Source organism: Pectobacterium sp. PL64 (assembly GCF_022477975.1).
In the GTDB taxonomy this organism is placed as follows: domain Bacteria; phylum Pseudomonadota; class Gammaproteobacteria; order Enterobacterales; family Enterobacteriaceae; genus Pectobacterium; species Pectobacterium jejuense.
Genome location: NZ_CP092070.1, coordinates 3,648,635 through 3,665,262 on the forward strand (window position 1 = coordinate 3,648,635; position 16,628 = coordinate 3,665,262).

At 52.3% G+C, this 16,628-nt stretch carries 16 protein-coding genes; 10 read left to right on the forward strand and 6 right to left on the reverse strand.

Annotated elements, in window-relative coordinates; translation table 11 throughout:
• Position 1 precedes the first annotated feature (1 nt).
• A complete protein-coding gene (locus HP572_RS16330; RefSeq protein WP_205551662.1) occupies positions 2–1,435 on the forward strand; it encodes a glycoside-pentoside-hexuronide (GPH):cation symporter in 1,434 nt (477 codons plus the stop codon).
• The gene (locus HP572_RS16335; RefSeq protein ID WP_240585774.1) at positions 1,413–2,369 is read left to right on the forward strand and encodes a family 43 glycosylhydrolase; all 957 of its coding nucleotides are present in this window, start codon (positions 1,413–1,415) and stop codon (positions 2,367–2,369) included. The genes HP572_RS16330 and HP572_RS16335 overlap by 23 nt, the downstream gene beginning before the upstream one ends.
• A gap of 48 nt (positions 2,370–2,417) precedes the next feature.
• On the opposite strand, the gene ampE is transcribed toward HP572_RS16335, so the two are convergent.
• Both ampE and ampD read right to left on the reverse strand, forming a co-directional pair.
• Entirely contained in the window at positions 2,418–3,272 is an 855-nt protein-coding gene (gene ampE / locus HP572_RS16340; protein WP_240583763.1) for a beta-lactamase regulator AmpE, read from the reverse strand.
• Positions 3,272–3,844, reverse strand: a complete 573-nt coding sequence (gene ampD / locus HP572_RS16345) for a 1,6-anhydro-N-acetylmuramyl-L-alanine amidase AmpD (protein WP_240583764.1) — start codon at positions 3,842–3,844, stop codon at positions 3,272–3,274. Before ampD ends, ampE begins: the two co-directional genes overlap by 1 nt.
• Positions 3,845–4,300: 456 nt before the next feature.
• Between ampD and HP572_RS16350 the strand changes: the two genes are divergently transcribed.
• From HP572_RS16350 to hofC, 5 genes are all read left to right on the forward strand, one after another.
• Positions 4,301–5,161, forward strand: a complete 861-nt coding sequence (locus HP572_RS16350) for a nucleoside-specific channel-forming protein Tsx (protein WP_039283422.1) — start codon at positions 4,301–4,303, stop codon at positions 5,159–5,161.
• Between the two features lie 144 nt (positions 5,162–5,305).
• Complete coding sequence (gene nadC / locus HP572_RS16355; protein ID WP_010681502.1) at positions 5,306–6,196, forward strand: carboxylating nicotinate-nucleotide diphosphorylase; 891 nt, start codon at positions 5,306–5,308, stop codon at positions 6,194–6,196.
• 328 nt (positions 6,197–6,524) lie between these two features.
• Positions 6,525–6,971, forward strand: coding sequence for a prepilin peptidase-dependent pilin (gene ppdD / locus HP572_RS16360; protein WP_240583765.1), 447 nt, complete (start codon positions 6,525–6,527; stop codon positions 6,969–6,971).
• Positions 6,972–6,973: 2 nt separating this feature from the next.
• Positions 6,974–8,458 carry a type II secretion system protein GspE gene (gene gspE / locus HP572_RS16365; RefSeq protein WP_240583766.1) on the forward strand — a complete coding sequence of 495 codons (1,485 nt, stop codon included), beginning with the start codon at positions 6,974–6,976 and terminating at the stop codon, positions 8,456–8,458.
• A complete protein-coding gene (hofC, locus tag HP572_RS16370; protein ID WP_240583767.1) occupies positions 8,455–9,660 on the forward strand; it encodes a protein transport protein HofC in 1,206 nt (401 codons plus the stop codon). The genes gspE and hofC overlap by 4 nt, the downstream gene beginning before the upstream one ends.
• A gap of 86 nt (positions 9,661–9,746) precedes the next feature.
• On the opposite strand, the gene HP572_RS16375 is transcribed toward hofC, so the two are convergent.
• Complete coding sequence (locus HP572_RS16375) at positions 9,747–10,787, reverse strand: GMP reductase (protein WP_010681506.1); 1,041 nt, start codon at positions 10,785–10,787, stop codon at positions 9,747–9,749.
• Positions 10,788–11,081: 294 nt separating this feature from the next.
• Here HP572_RS16375 and coaE point away from each other — a divergent pair, with 294 nt between their 5' ends.
• From coaE to yacG, 3 genes are all read left to right on the forward strand, one after another.
• A complete protein-coding gene (coaE, locus tag HP572_RS16380) occupies positions 11,082–11,708 on the forward strand; it encodes a dephospho-CoA kinase (RefSeq protein ID WP_240583768.1) in 627 nt (208 codons plus the stop codon).
• On the forward strand, positions 11,701–12,453 hold the full coding sequence (zapD, locus tag HP572_RS16385; protein ID WP_240583769.1) for a cell division protein ZapD: 753 nt from the start codon (positions 11,701–11,703) through the stop codon (positions 12,451–12,453). Before coaE ends, zapD begins: the two co-directional genes overlap by 8 nt.
• Positions 12,454–12,528: 75 nt before the next feature.
• Positions 12,529–12,723 (forward strand): DNA gyrase inhibitor YacG, encoded by a 195-nt coding sequence (yacG, locus tag HP572_RS16390; RefSeq protein ID WP_205551680.1) that lies wholly within the window; start codon positions 12,529–12,531, stop codon positions 12,721–12,723.
• A 64-nt stretch (positions 12,724–12,787) separates the two neighbouring features.
• Here yacG and mutT read toward each other — a convergent pair whose 3' ends face one another.
• The 3 genes from mutT to secM all read right to left on the reverse strand — a co-directional run bounded on the left by mutT (position 12,788) and on the right by secM (position 16,604).
• Positions 12,788–13,183: an 8-oxo-dGTP diphosphatase MutT gene (mutT, locus tag HP572_RS16395; protein ID WP_240583770.1), complete on the reverse strand. Its 396-nt coding sequence runs from the start codon at positions 13,181–13,183 to the stop codon at positions 12,788–12,790.
• A gap of 90 nt (positions 13,184–13,273) precedes the next feature.
• Positions 13,274–15,976: a preprotein translocase subunit SecA gene (gene secA / locus HP572_RS16400; RefSeq protein ID WP_240583771.1), complete on the reverse strand. Its 2,703-nt coding sequence runs from the start codon at positions 15,974–15,976 to the stop codon at positions 13,274–13,276.
• Between the two features lie 112 nt (positions 15,977–16,088).
• A complete protein-coding gene (gene secM, locus HP572_RS16405) occupies positions 16,089–16,604 on the reverse strand; it encodes a secA translation cis-regulator SecM (protein WP_205551686.1) in 516 nt (171 codons plus the stop codon).
• Positions 16,605–16,628 lie beyond the last annotated feature (24 nt).

Genomic DNA, 16,628 nt, shown 5'->3' on the forward strand with positions numbered 1-16,628 from the left:
CATGAAGAACAACGCACTGTCCGTTAAAGAAAAGATCGGCTACGGAATGGGTGACGCAGGATGCAACATGATTGGCGGAGCCATCATGCTATTTCTGAGCTACTTCTACACCGATATCTATGGCCTCTCACCAGCCTTGGTCGGCACCCTGCTACTCTCCATTCGCGTCATCGATGCCGTCACGGACCCAATTATGGGCGCGATCGCCGATCGCACCCAAAGCCGCTGGGGTCGCTTTCGGCCTTATCTGCTTTGGGTCTGCGTGCCCTACGTTCTGTTCAGCGTCCTCATGTTTACCACACCGGATTGGAGCTACAACGGCAAAGTCATCTACGCGTTCGTCACCTATTTTCTGATGTCGCTGACGTACACCGCCATCAACATCCCCTACTGCTCGCTTGGCGGCGTGATCACCGCTGACCCGCATGAGCGCGTGTCCTGTCAGTCATACCGCTTCATCATGGTCGGTATCGCCACACTCATTCTCTCTTCGACGCTGCTGCCTATGGCAGAGTGGTTCGGCGGCGAGGACAAAGCGCGCGGCTACCAAATGTCGATGGGCGTGATGGCGATCATTGCCCTATTCATGTTTCTGTTTTGCTTTGCCACCGTTCAGGAGCGAATTAAGCCCGCCATCCCCACCAACGATGCGCTGAAAGCAGACTTGCGAGACGTCTGGAAAAACGACCAATGGCCGCGCATTCTGCTGTTAACCCTGTGCAACGTCTGTCCCGGATTTATCCGCATGGCAGCCACGATGTACTACGTCACCTGGGTGATGGGAAAATCCGCCTCATTCGCCAGCCTGTTTATCAGTCTCGGCGTGGTCGGCATGATGTTCGGCAGCGCATTGGCAAAGCCCCTGACTGACCGTTTCTGCAAGCTGAAAGTGTTTTTCTGGGTCAACATCGCGCTAGCGATCTTCTCCAGCGCCTTCTATTTCTTCAACCCTCACCTGACCAGCTTTATTCTGGTGATGTACTTCCTGCTGAACGTCCTGCACCAGATCCCGTCCCCGCTCCACTGGTCGCTGATGGCCGATGTGGATGACTATGGCGAGTGGAAAACCGGCAAGCGAATAACTGGGATCAGCTTCTCCGGCAATCTGTTCTTCCTGAAAGTCGGGCTGGCGATTGCAGGGGCGATGGTCGGCTTCCTGCTGTCCTACTATGGTTATGATGCCAATGCTCCACAGCAAAATGCAGAAGCCATGAACGGCATCATTATGTTGTTCACCCTTATTCCGGGCGTAGGCTATTTGATTACCGCAGGCGTTGTGCGTTTGCTGAAGGTCGATCGCGAGCTCATGCAGCAAATACAAATCGATCTGGAAAAACGCCGTAATAACTATCGGGAACTGAGCGAGAGCCGCGACAGTCAGTCACTCAACGTCAAAAGAGGAGGAGAGAATGATGAACCCACATCAATGGCCTAACCCACTGATTGAACAACGGGCTGACCCTTTCATTCTTCGCCACACGGATGGACAATATTATTTTATTGCCTCGGTACCTGAATACAATCGGCTCGAAATTCGCCGAGCCAGTTCGCTAGAGGCTCTTGCCCACGCCACTCCGGTAACGATCTGGCGCAAGCATGAACGCGGCCCGTTAAGTGCGCTGATTTGGGCGCCGGAGCTGCACGTGATTAACGGCAAATGGTATGTCTATTTCGCCGCTGCGCCGACGGAAGACATCAAAGATGGCTTATTCCAGCACCGTATGTTCGCGCTGGAATGTGCAGACAGCGACCCGCTAAAAGGCAACTGGGTTGAAAGAGGCCGGATTTATACGCAATTCGATACCTTCTCGTTGGATGCCACCCACTTTGAACATAAAGGCAAACGCTACTATCTGTGGGCGCAAAAAGATCCCGCTATTTCAGGTAATTCGAATCTGTATCTGGCGGAAATGGAAAATCCGTGGACGCTGAAAGGTACGCCGGTCATGTTGAGCAAGCCGGAGCTGCCGTGGGAAGTGATTGGTTTTAAAGTCAATGAAGGGCCCGCTGTCATTAAGCACGGCGAACGTCTCTTCATCACCTATTCCGCCAGCGCCACCGATGAAAATTACTGTATCGGCTTACTGTGGGCGAATACAGACAGCGATCTGTTGAACCCGACAAGCTGGCATAAATCGCAGCAGCCGGTCTTTACCACCAGCCGAGAAAATCGGCAGTTTGGACCAGGCCATAATAGCTTTACCCAAACAGAAACGGGCGAAGACGTTCTGGTTTACCACGCCCGCAACTACACGGAGATCGAAGGCGACCCGCTGTATGACCCGAATCGCCATACGCGGATTAAAACCTTCACCTGGGATCGTGACGGTATGCCGGTGTTCGGCGAACCGCCCGCAGACAGGCAATAAGCGAGAGAAGAGTGCGCTGGGACGTCGGTTGGGACGTACATTTAGAAATTAAACCAGCGCACCGTATATCGTCAGAAGCGCGACGACCACCACTAATGCCAGCGTCACCTTTTTCGCCAGCGTCACGGCGGCTTTCGGCGTCTCTACAGGCTCAACGTAGGATTCACGCGCGAGAGAAAATTGGGCCAGTTGAGTCAACACCCAATACTGTGAACTGCGGGAATCCCCCAACGAGGCGAACCACGCAGGCAGTGCTTTCTCTCCGTGCCCCAGCAATGCATAAGCGGCACCGACCAAGCGGGCGGGAATCCAATCAAGCCAATGCAGTAAACTATCGACGCCAGACTGCGCGCGCTCCAGCGGGGTGTGGTGGCGGGCAAGCCAGGTCTGTCTGGCGCGTAAAAATGCATACCCCGTCAGCGCAATCGGCCCGTAGGGTCCAGCAGCGATAAACCAGAACAGCGGCGCTAAATAAAACCGGAAATTTATCCACAGCAGCGCATTTTGCAGCTCTTTCAGTTGCTCTTCTTCTCCCGTGCCAACGGGCAGACCGTGAATCAGCGCCAGTTCAGCCGCCATTTCCCGGCGGGCATCCGCCTCGCCGCGCTGTGCCGCCTGCAAATAGCGCCGATAGTGCTGACGGATTTCACCCGCGCCAATGCACATCAGGCTGATGACAATCCACAGCAAAAGAGAAATCAGGCCGAACAGAATACCGCTCGTGAGCCACAGCAAGCCCGCCACGATGCCCATGCTACAGAGCGTCAGGAACAGCGTTTGCAATAAAGACGGAGACGGTACGTGCCGGAATACAACCTCAAGCCGATGATCGATCTGCCAGTGCTCGCCCTGTTTGAACAAGCGTTCCCATGCCAGCGTAAGCAACAGTGTAAACAGCGTCATTAATCCAGACTCCCTTTATTCTCTGTCCAGTTTTCTTGTAGCAAACGATGATAGCCGTCCCAGTCAAATGCCGGTCCGGGGTCGGTTTTACGGCCCGGCGCGATGTCGCTGTGTCCGGTAATGCGCGATAGCGTAATAGGATAGGCCCGCATTAATAGGCGTGTAATCGCCACCAGCGAGTGATACTGCTGCGCGGTAAAAGGCAGCGTATCCGTCCCTTCCAGCTCAATGCCAATAGAGAAATCATTACAGCGTTCCCGGCCTTCAAACACCGACACACCGGCATGCCAGGCGCGCTGATCGAAAGGCACATACTGGGTGATTTGCCCATCGCGGCGAATCAGGCAGTGTGCCGCGACGCGTAAATGGGAAATGTCGGCGAAATAAGGATGCGCAGTGGGATCCAACGTCGCCGTAAACAGTTGATCGATATACGGCCCGCCAAACTCGCCGGGCGGCAGACTGATATTGTGGATCACCAGTAGGGAAGGCACCTCATCATTCGGGCGACCATCATAATGCGGTGAAGGCGTGTGTGTAATGTCGGATAACCAGCCATTTTCCAAAAGCATCGGCGATAACCTCGCATCGTATCGTTTGCCGGCTGAATCAGGCGAAAAATCAATTTCCGGAATAAAAACAATGTCAGATATAAAAATAATGTCAGGTGTAAAAACAATTGTAGCCAAAAGGTGCTTGTCTCCAAGATACCATGTTTCGCGCCACGCTATCTATTCAACTGGATATCAATAGGTTTTACCGTTTGTTTTGTGATATTCCCGCCGCTTTCCTGCCCAAACGCAATCCCGATACCTTTTTTAGTAAGGTGAAATCCCTAACACCATTATGTGATTAAAATCACATTACAAATGTAATGGCATAACAAAAGGCAATCGTTTTCGTGCATTGCGTCTATTTTTACTTAAAATGCATGACAAAATTATCTTCTGATTTTTTTAGATATTACCAAAACTTATTTTGCGGTCTTACGTACGACGTAAATAACGTCTAACACTATGGTACTTAACATGAAAAAAACTTTCGCCGCAGGCGCGTTGCTCGCACTGTCATGCTCAATGCCTGCTCTTGCCGACAGCAATAAAGCCGAATACCTGTCCGACTGGTGGCACCAGAGCATTAACGTCGTCGGTAGCGCCCACACGCGTTTCGGGCCGCAACTGAACAGCACGACTTACCTGGAATACGAAGCATTTGCGCGTAAAGACTGGTTCGATTTCTACGGCTACGCCGATGCGCCTAAGTTTTTTGGTGGCGATCCCGACAGCCGTGGCATTTGGGACAAAGGCTCTCCGCTGTTTGTCGAGATCGAACCACGTTTCTCTATTGATAAGCTGACGGGCGCTGATCTGAGCTTTGGTCCGTTTAAAGAGTGGTACATCGCCAATAACGTTATTTACGATCAGGGTCGCAACAGCGGTTCACGCCAGAGCACCTGGTACATGGGCTTAGGTACTGATATTGATACCGGCACAGACCTGTCTCTGTCAGTGAACGGCTATGCCAAATACCAATGGCAAAACTACGGCGCCGCTAACGAAAACGAGTGGGACGGCTACCGTGTAAAAGTGAAATACTCTTACCCACTGGGCTCAATGCTGGGCGGCAACGTCTCGTATATCAGCTTCACCAATTTCGATTTTGGCTCAGAACTGCGTGATAAATCGAACTCAAGCCGCACCAACAATTCCATTGCCTCCAGCCATATTCTGGCGCTGGGCTACGACCACTGGCACTACTCTTTCGTCGCTCGTTACTTCCACAACGGCGGCCAATGGGCTGATGGCGCAGAACTTAATTTCGGCAAAGGCCCGTTTGAAGTGAAATCTACCGGCTGGGGCTACTACCTGGTCGTCGGTTACAACTTCTAAAATCGCCTCCTCTTTCCGGCGACCACGGATGTTCGCCGGAAGATTAATAACAGTAACCGACTGAATTGTAATAACTATTCATTCTGGATGTCCTGATGTAAACAAGGTAGCATAGACCTCCGAATCCCCCTTCGGAGTTTTGTCATGTCAACGCGTCGCTACAGTCAGGAACAACGCCAACAAGCCTTGCTCGCTCGTATTGCACAAGATATTCCCGCCAGCGTGCAACTGGCCTTGCGTGAAGATTTAGGTGGCATCGTCGATGCTAATCAAGACATTACCGCGCTTCTGCTCCCCGACAACGAGACCGTCAGCGCACGCATTATCACGCGTGAAGCGGGCATATTCTGTGGTACGCGCTGGCTTGAGGAAGTCTTTTCTCAATTGGGCAACACGACAACGATCGTCTGGCACGTTGCCGATGGCGACGCTATCACGCCTAACCAAACGCTGTGTGACATCACCGGCCCAGCCAAACAGCTCCTGACGGGCGAACGTACCGCGCTGAACTTCCTGCAAACGCTATCCGGCGTCGCCACTGAAGTCAGCCGCTATGTTGCCGTATTGCAGGGAACACGCACTCGACTGCTGGATACGCGCAAGACGCTGCCGGGGCTGAGAACCGCACTGAAATACGCCGTATCATGCGGTGGCGGAGACAACCATCGACTCGGTTTATCCGACGCCTTCCTGATCAAGGAAAACCACATCATCGCCGCGGGCTCAATCAAAAATGCGGTAGAAAAAGCACAGTCTTTACGCAGCGACGTTCCGGTAGAAGTTGAAGTCGAATCGCTGGATGAATTACAGCAAGCGCTGGAAGCGGGCGCCGATATCATCATGCTGGATAATTTCAGTCTGGATAACATCCGGGAAGCCGTTAACACCACACAAGGCCGCGCACTGCTGGAGATATCCGGTAATGTCACCCTCGACACGCTGCGTGGCTACGCGGAAACGGGTGTGGACTATATCTCCGTGGGGGCGCTAACCAAGCACGTACAGGCGCTGGACTTATCCATGCGCTTCATCTAACCGCTCTTCTATTTCTATCGGCGAGGTGCTATTTCGCACCTCGTTTACCTCTCGACACCCCATCCTCTCGCACACCATCGTAACAACACACTGCAAATCCCACGCGGACTTCCTGTCCGACAGCGTGAAAATTGCGTCTCTGCTCGCAAAAAATTTTCAATCCTCTGCAAGTCCGCTAAAAACCTGTCGTAGCGCTTTCCTGTTTCACATTTCCCCGCTCGTCAGCCTTCGCTCCCTTTTCTATGCTGCCGCCATCCGTATGGATTTCTGCACCGAAGCCTTTCATTTATGTGCCACAAAATTTATATGCAACAACAGGGAAATCAACATGATAAAACAGCAAGGATTTACGCTAATTGAGCTAATGATTGTTATTGCGATCGTCGCTATCCTCAGCGCTATTGGCGTACCGGCTTATCAAGGCTATCTGCAAAAAGCTGCGCTAACGGACATGCTGCAGACGATGGTGTCTTATAAAACGCCCGTCGATCTCTGTGGTCTGGAAAATGCCGCGTTTACCGCCTGCAATGCAGGTAATCAGGGAATTCCGGGCAGCAAATCTTCACGCTATGTCAGCGCCGTTAGCGTCGCTCAAGGAGTGATTACGCTGACTGGCCAATCCACACTGCAAGGGCTGCGCGTTATTCTAACGCCAACGTGGGATACCGAAACTGGCGCTTCACGCTGGACGAAAAACTGTGCCACGGACGACAGCACAGAAAGCCTGCAATCTGCCTGTCAGGACGTTTTCCGTTTCGATAACACGGCGGGTTAATCATGACAGATTCCTCCTTTTCCTCTGAGCATACGCTCAGCGAGCTACAGACGCTGTGCCGACGTTATCAGGCATTATTACTTAGTCTTGATGAACAAACGCTGTCGGTCGCCGTCACGGCTTCCCCTTCTGCGGAGATGATTGCCGCACTGCGCTTCGCCAGCAATCGCCGCATTATGGTAGAACAATGGCCACAGGCCAGAATGGAACAGCAGCTTAACCCGGTGAACGCCGTTGCCGAACCCGCAGAAACTTACCATGCCAGCACATCAGCTAACACTTATCGCAACAGCGCCGGGCAACAGGATCATGACGATGACTCCCCCGTTGCACAGTTTATCCATCAAACGCTGCGTCTCGCCGTTCAGCGGCGCGCCTCTGATATCCACTTTGAGCCGTTATTGGACAGCTATCGCGTGCGGCTACGCATTGACGGCGTGCTACAGGCCATATCCGCACCGCCGCCCGAACTGACAAACCGTATTGCCGCACGGCTGAAAATCATGGGTAAGTTGAATATCGCCGAACGGCGGTTGCCGCAGGACGGTCAATTCAGCCTGACGCTGGATCAACAAGCCTATTCGTTGCGCATTGCTACGCTGCCCGTACAACAAGGTGAAAAAGTCGTACTGCGTATTTTGCAAACGCATCAGCAGGAGCTGGCACTGGATAAACTTGGGCTAACCGCAAAGGCGTTACAGCAGGTGATTAGCGTGCTGAGCGCCTCACAGGGAATGCTGTTAGTCACGGGCCCGACAGGTAGTGGCAAAACCGTCACGCTTTACAGCGCGATACGCTGGCTGAACGAGTGCAGCCGCAATATCTGTAGCGTAGAAGATCCGGTCGAAATTCCCTTGCAGGGCATCAACCAAACGGCAATCAATCCCAAAGCCGAACTGGGCTTTGGCCGAATTTTACGAGCGCTGCTGCGACAGGATCCAGACGTCATTATGATCGGTGAAATCCGTGACGCTGAAACCGCAGAAATTGCGGTAAAAGCCGCACAAACCGGCCATCTAGTCATGTCCACATTACATACCAACTCAGCCGTAGAAACGCTGACCCGCCTCAGTCATCTGGGCATCCCCGGCTACCTGTTAGCCGCGGCGCTAAAACTCATCATTGCCCAACGCCTTGTACGTCGGTTATGTCCACACTGTAAAACCCCAGGAGAATCGCTACTTTCACTGCCAAACGACGTATGGCAAGGGACACTGCAACATTGGCAGGCCCGCGGCTGTACCCACTGTTTTTCTGGCTACTATGGCCGCGTCGCGCTCTATGAATTGTTGCCTATCACGCCAGATTTTCAGGCCGCATTAGCGGGCAACGCCAGCACAGGGGAATTATCTGCCCTGTCTCGCCATTCAGGTTTTCCAACGTTGATGACCGCAGGGCTTGAGTTGGTCAACGACGGCCTGACCTCACTTGCTGAAGTCTACCGTGTGGTGGGCGATGAGCGGTCAATGAATCAGGAGGCACAATGAGGCTACAGCGCTTATATCACTGGCAGGCCATCACGTCCGAGGGCGAATTTATCGCTGGAGAACTCATTAGCACACATCGCCAGCACGCCTATGCCAGCCTGATTGCACAGGGTTACCAGCCGCTTCTCGTCAAAGCCGGCCATTACCTGTCGCTTCGCTACTGGAAACGCGAACAGCTAGGCGAGTCAATCAAACAGCTTGCTGCGTTGCTACAAGCCGGATTACCGCTGCTGGAAGCATTGAAGCTGGTCTCGGAACAGCACGAGCGCCCCGGCTGGCGCTGCGTATTACGGGATGTGAGTACCCATGTTGCTCAGGGAAATTCGTTCTCTGAGGCGTTACAGGAATACCCGCATATCTTTCCCGTTCTGTATCGTTCCCTCATTGCCGTCGGCGAGCTGACTGGGAAGCTAGACGCATGCTGTCTACAGCTCGCCCAGCAGCAAGAGAAGCAGTCCAGGCTGCAACAGAAAGTCATCAAAGCGCTACGCTATCCCTGTTTTGTTTTGGCAATTGCCATGCTGGTCAGCATGATGATGTTGACGCTGGTTCTGCCCGAGTTTGCGTCGCTCTATTCCTCGTTCGATACGCCGTTGCCGTGGTTTACCCGTCAGTTGCTTTATCTGGCAGAAATCATATCTGACTACGGACTGATTGGGTTACTGACGCTTAGCTGCCTGATGATGGGGTACGCCCGCTTGAGGCAGAAACAGCCATTGTGGAAAACCCGAGAGCAAGAATGGCTGCTGAAGCTTCCTATCGTATCCAGCCTGTTACGCGGTAAATCGCTGAACCAGATATTCCATATTCTCGCCATGACGCAACATGCCGGTTTGACGCTACCAGAAGGGCTCGATGCCGCTGCGACGATTCGTCACCCGCTTTATCAGGCCGCAATTCAGCAGATACAAACGCAGTTGCATCAGGGGACATCGCTATACCATGCCACACAGCATCACGCCATGCTGTTCCCTGCGCCCTGTCCGCAGCTGATCCGCGTGGGGGAAGAAACCGGGGCGTTGGATGCGATCTTTACACAGCTGGCAGAATGGCATGAAGGTCGGGTACAACAGCAGGCAGACATGCTGACACAAACGCTGGAACCGGTGCTGATGATGGTCGTCGGGGGAATGGTCGGGGCGCTGGTGATTGGCATGTATTTGCCTATCTTCCAGTTGGGGAATGTATTGGCCGGTGCCTGAACCGACCAATACAGCATACAAACAGCGACAAGCTACGTCGTACGCACCTCCGCTACCAGCGGAAAGACGGCGCGTAACGGCGGCAACTACCCGTTGAAAATACGGTTTTCCTGCTCGGCCACGCGTATAAACGTTGTACGCTTCGTCAGCTCTTTCAAACGGGATGCACCAACATAGGTACAGGCCGAGCGCAGGCCGCCAAGAATATCGCGCACGGTATTGTCCACCGGACCGCGCAGAGGCAACTTCACGGTTTTTCCTTCTGCGGCACGGTACTCCGCTACGCCGCCAACATGACGCTCCATCGCAGATGCGGAACTCATGCCGTAGAACAGCATCATTTTCTCACCGTTTTCTTCCACGATGGTGCCTTCACATTCATCATGCCCTGCCAACATACCGCCCAGCATGACGAAATCGGCTCCGCCGCCAAATGCTTTCGCGACATCGCCCGGCATGGCACATCCGCCGTCGCTCACGATTTGCCCACCGAGACCATGTGCTGCATCGGCACATTCAATCACGGCAGAAAGCTGAGGGTAGCCGACACCCGTTTTAACGCGCGTCGTGCAAACAGAACCGGGGCCAATGCCAACTTTCACGATGTCTGCACCGGAGAGGATAAGTTCTTCCACCATTTCACCGGTCACGACGTTTCCAGCACAGATAACTTTGTCTGGGCAGGCCTCACGCGCTTTTTGCAGGAACGTGACAAAGTGCTCGGAATAGCCATTGGCGACATCGATACAGATAAATTTCAGCTCAGGCGACAGCGCCAAAATTTGCTTTAACTTGATGAAATCAGCCTCAGATGTCCCGGTCGAGACCATTACATGGCGCAATACCGATGCCGGAGTGCGTTGCACAAACTGAGACCATTGTTCGACAGAGTAGTGTTTATGGACAGCCGTCAGAACATCAAAAGAGGCCAGGACTTCCGCCATACTAAACGTACCCACGGTATCCATATTGGCTGCGATAATCGGTACGCCGGACCAGTTGCCGCCGGCATGGAGGAAAGTGAATTGACGTTCCAGTTCAACGTCGGAGCGGCTTTTCAGCGTCGAACGCTTTGGCCGGATGAGAACGTCTTTAAAGCCTAACTTTAAATCTTCTTCAATACGCATGAGGTTCGAGTTCCTGGTTAGTGACGGCGGAATACTCAGTATCGTTACTGAGCATAATCATTTCTGAAAAAATAATAGCCCTTTACCAGTGACGTTATCATACGCAGGAATAATCCTGCGGCAAGACTGCGATTTTCACTTTATTTGGGATAAAATCAGAGAAATTTACCTATCACCCAGCAAAGTGATAACGTGAAGCACACTGCGGTTGATACCTGATTGACTTCAGGGGGACGGGAAGATATTCCTCACCCTTGAAAATAGTAGAAATGTTAACTTTTCAACACGGGTGCAATGACATACATCGTAGCCTTAACGGGCGGGATCGGCAGCGGAAAAAGCACCGTAGCCGATGAATTTGCCAAAATAGGGGCCACTATCGTTGATGCGGATATCATCGCGCGTCAGGTAGTCGAGCCTGGGGAACCCGCACTGGATGCCATCAGGCTCCGGTTTGGCGACGCTATGCTCAATACCGATGGTTCATTGAACCGTGCCGCACTACGCCAACAGATTTTTTCCTCACCAGAGGAGAAACAGTGGCTGAATAATTTACTCCATCCGTTAATCCAACAGGAAACACAGGCCCAGTTTCAGGCTGTATCCGCACCGTACATTCTGTGGGTCGTCCCTTTATTGGTGGAGAACGGTTTACAACAGCGAGCACAGCGTGTTCTGGTCGTTGATGTAGACAAAGAAACTCAGCTTGCACGTACGCTGGCCCGCGATGGTATCAGTCGGCAGCAAGCAGCAAACATACTGGCAGCACAGGCTACCCGAGAACAGCGCCTGGCTTATGCCGATGATATTATTGATAACAGTCGCTGCCCAAACGAGCTGGCTCCACAGGTTGCGGAATTACACCGCCAGTACCTGGAGCTCGCCGCCTCCGCAGCCGACAGGATGACTAAGAATGAGTGACGCCCCCTCAACAATTTTATTCGAATACCCACTGAACGAAAAAACACGTACCTGGTTGCGTATTGAATCATTATTGCAGCAGTTACATCAAAACCACTCCCTGACCGATATGGGAGGCGCTCTGACATTTTTTCGTGCTATCGCCGAACTGCTTGATGTGCTGGAGCGTGGAGATGTCCGTACCGAGCTGCTGAAAGAACTGGAGCGGCAACAGCAAAAACTGCTGCAATGGAGTGATGTTCCGGGCGTTGACATGGAACGCATCCATACGTTGAGACGCCAGTTGAAAGATCTGGCCAGTACGTTGATGGCCGCACCACGAATGGGGCAGTTCTTACGAGAAGATCGCCTGATTGGCATGGTACGCCAGCGGCTTGGTATTCCCGGTGGATGCTGTAGTTTCGATTTGCCGACGCTCCATAGCTGGCTGCATCAGCCTCAGGAGCTGCGTGAGAAATTGGTTTCCGGCTGGCTTAACTCCTTGTCACCGCTCAAACAAGCGCTGGATATGATTCTGGAACTGATCCGCCACTCTGGCACGTTCCGCCCGCAGACCAGCCTGAACGGTTTTTTCCAGGACAATGCCTCCGATGCGGATCTGCTACGTTTGCGCCTTGAGCAGTTACATCAACTCTATCCGCAAATATCTGGCCATAAGACACGCTATGCCATCCGTTTTCTGCCATTAGATAGCGAAAACGGCCATATTCCGCCGCGTTTAACCTTTGAACTGGCCTGCTGCTAGACTCAGCCCCCTGACAGACAAAAATGTGTTACGTACCAATATGTGTTAAGTACCAAATAGAGTGAAAAGAATCTTATGACAGCAGAAATTACGACGGTGAAGTGCCCAACCTGCAAGCAGGCGGTCATCTGGGATGAAACCAGCCTCTATCGCCCATTTTGCAGCAAACGTTGTCAGCTCATCGATTTAGGGGAATGGGCTGATGAAGAAAAGCGTATTCCAAGTGATGATATGGTTTCTGATAGTGAAGACTGGAGCGAAACGCGCTAACGGCCACGTTTCGCCACTATAGTTTTCAGGCAGGGGCTTTCAGACAGGAAAAAGTAAAGCTAGATTAAAGCGATTTCAGCCAGCGGATCATCTCCGCATTCGCTGGCGGAAATTCTTCCTCACGTAGTTCTTCTACGCTCACCCAGCGAGATTCCTGACCTTCCCGACCATAGGGTTCTCCCTGCCACGTTTCAACCAGGAAGAAATGAAGCGTGATGATTCTCTCCGGCGTAGAAAACGTCTTGTCGTCCAGCTTCTGTGGTGCACTGGCTTCGATGCCCGTTTCTTCACGCAGTTCACGAATCAGCGCCTGCTCTGGCGTTTCGCCTTCTTCAACTTTACCGCCGGGAAATTCCCACATCCCTGCCATATGAACGCCATCAGGGCGGCGAGCAATGAAATATTGCTGCTCCGCATTGCGGATGATGCCGACCGCGACGGATAACTGTTTTTGCGTCATGACACTTCCTATCAGGTTCTTATCAAGTAAAAGGCGGTCAATGACCGCCCTTGTACTTATCACATTTTAATCACTGGACTCAGCAGCCAATTATTTCTGTAAGCGACCGTGGCACTGCTTATATTTCTTGCCTGAACCACATGGACAAGGGTCATTACGTCCAATTTTACGATCTGCCTGCGCTGGTGAACCGGTGTTCAGGCTATCTTCTTCCTGATGGCTAAACTGTTGCTGCTGTGCCAAACGCTCAGCTTCTTCGCGGCGTTGCTGCTCCAGCGCTTCAATTTCTTCCGGCATTCTCACCTGGACCTTGCTCAGCGTACTGATCACTTCATATTTCAGTGATTCCAGCATCGCGGCAAACATAGAGAACGACTCACGCTTATATTCTTGTTTCGGATCTTTCTGTGCATAGCCACGCAGATGGATGCCCTGACGCAGGTAATCCATTGCCGCCAGATGTTCTTTCCACAAGGAATCCAGCGTCTGCAACATCACGCCTTTCTCGAAGTTGCGCATAACTTCAACGCCAACCACTTCTTCTTTGCGATGATAAACCTCAAGCGCCTGCTGGAAAATACGCTCACGTAGCGTTTCTTCATGCAGCTCAGGCTCTTTATCCAGCCACGCCTTGATCGGCATATCCAGATCGAAGTCGTTCTTCAGGCGCTGTTCCAGACCTTCCGTATCCCACATTTCTTCCAGAGATTCCGGTGGAATATAGCTGTCTATAGTCGCTTTAAACACATCCTCACGAATACTGGTGATGGTTTCGCTGATATCGGACACGTCCAGCAGTTCGTTACGCTGTGTGTAGATCGCACGACGTTGGTCGTTCGCCACATCATCGTATTCCAGCAGCTGTTTACGAATATCAAAGTTACGGCTTTCTACTTTACGCTGTGCGTTAGCAATCGCCTTGGTGACCCACGGGTGCTCAATCGCTTCGCCCGGTTTCATCCCCAGTTTACGCATCATATTAGAAACGCGATCGGAGGCAAAAATACGCATCAGCGCATCTTCCATCGACAGATAGAAGCGTGATGAACCCGCATCCCCCTGACGACCGGAACGACCACGCAGCTGGTTATCGATACGGCGAGATTCATGGCGCTCTGTACCGATAATGTGCAAGCCACCCGCAGCCAACACCGCATCATGGCGCACTTTCCAGGCCGCTTTGATTTCTGCAATTTGCGCGTCATCCGGGTTTTCCAGATGTGCGACTTCGGCCTGCCAGCTACCGCCCAATACGATGTCCGTACCACGACCGGCCATGTTGGTCGCGATGGTGACCGCACCAGACTGACCCGCCTGTGCAACGATGTCCGCTTCCATGGCGTGGAATTTCGCATTCAACACATTGTGTTTGATGCCCGCTTTTTCCAGCGCCTGAGAAACCACTTCTGATTTCTCAATAGAGATCGTACCGACCAGAATAGGCTGGCCTTTTACAGAGCGGTCTTTGATATCTTCAATGATGGCATCAATTTTTTCCTGCTCGGTCATGTAGACCAGATCAGGCAAGTCCTTACGAATCATCGGACGGTTAGTCGGTACCACAATCGTATCCAGCTTATAGATGGAGCTGAATTCGAACGCTTCGGTATCTGCCGTACCAGTCATACCCGCCAGTTTTTCATACAGGCGGAAGTAATTCTGGAAGGTAATGGAAGCCAGCGTCTGGTTTTCATTCTGAATGGCCACCTTCTCTTTCGCTTCCACAGCCTGATGCAGGCCGTCGGACCAGCGACGCCCTTGCATGGTACGGCCAGTGTGTTCGTCGACGATGATGACTTCACCGTCTTTCACAATGTAATCGACATCGCGGGTAAACAACACGTGCGCACGCAGCGCAGCGGTCACATGGTGCATCAGCATAATGTTGGTCGGAGAGTACAGCGACTCGCCCTCTTCCATAATGCCTTCTTTCACCAGCAGTTCTTCCACCAGAACCAGACCACGCTCAGTGAGGTTAACCTGACGCGCTTTCTCATCAACAGAGAAGTGGCCTTCACCGTGGAAAGTATCCGAATCTTCTTTCTCCTGACGGATCAGGTTAGGGATGATTTTATTGACGCTGATATAAAGCTCAGAGCTGTCTTCAGCCGGGCCGGAAATGATCAGCGGCGTACGCGCTTCATCGATCAGGATGGAGTCAACCTCATCCACCAGCGCGTAGTATAATTTACGCTGCACGCGCTCTTCCGGACTGAACGCCATGTTGTCACGCAGGTAGTCAAAACCGTATTCGTTATTGGTACCGTAGGTGATGTCTGCGGCATAGGCTTCACGCTTCGCCGGAGCCGGCATTCCCGGCAGGTTGATACCAACGCTCAGGCCAAGGAATTCAAACAACGGACGGTTATTTTCGGCATCACGCTGTGCCAGATAGTCGTTCACGGTAACCACGTGTACGCCACGACCAGTCAGCGCATTCAGGTACGCAGGCAGCGTTGCCGTCAGTGTTTTACCTTCACCGGTACGCATCTCCGCGATGCAGCGCTCGTTCAGTACCATACCGCCGATAAGCTGTACGTCGAAGTGACGCATGCCAAAGACACGCTTACTGGACTCACGGACTACCGCGAAGGCTTCCGGCAGCAGGTTCTCTAGCGTTTCACCCTTTTCCAGACGAACACGGAACTCTAGCGTTTTTGCTTGCAGTTCTTCATCTGAAAGTTTTTCCATTTCTGGTTCTAAACGACCGATGACATCAACATTTTTACGCATACGACGCAGCGTACGATCGTTACGGCTACCAAAAATTTTGGTTAGGATATTCATGACCATAATAGTTTTAATCTCACAAGTGCCACGTATCCAGTGGCAACACAACATCGAAAAACTGAGAAACTCAGCAAAAAACGAGAGAAATTTCTTCAGCTAATTATCCATTACACGTTCAGCTGAAAAGAGAGGGCCCTGCACGAATGCCGCGGATTTGGGCAAGCCAGACGCCGATTTGATGGTGTGCCTGAGGATAAAAAGTGACATGCCCTGCATGGGGGGAGATCACAAAGGGATACTGGGAATCCTGCGTTAGCAACGCATTTAGCGTATCCAGTAAAACCAGAGAGTGAGGTTGAAGATCGTCAACCTGCTGGGCACTGGCCGTCTGTGGCGTCGTCAACGCAAAAGAAAGATGACGGATTACCGTGCGAATCGCATGCTGATGCCAATAATCAACGCTGTAGGACGAACGTCGATGCGCTTCCTTCAGCGCGACCAGATCGGTAAGGTTCAGCGATACGTGATTCTGGCGACTCACGCTGGAGCTTGAATTAGGAAGTGAGGCGATATCCTGTGAGTCGTTCAGGCTTGTCGGCAGGCCAAGACTTGCCGCGACCATCCCTAATAAGAGATGCGGCCAGAAATAACGTCTGCCAAATTGTCGCCAACGATTTAGAATACCAATCACGAGTAACATCCACCGGAGCCAGGT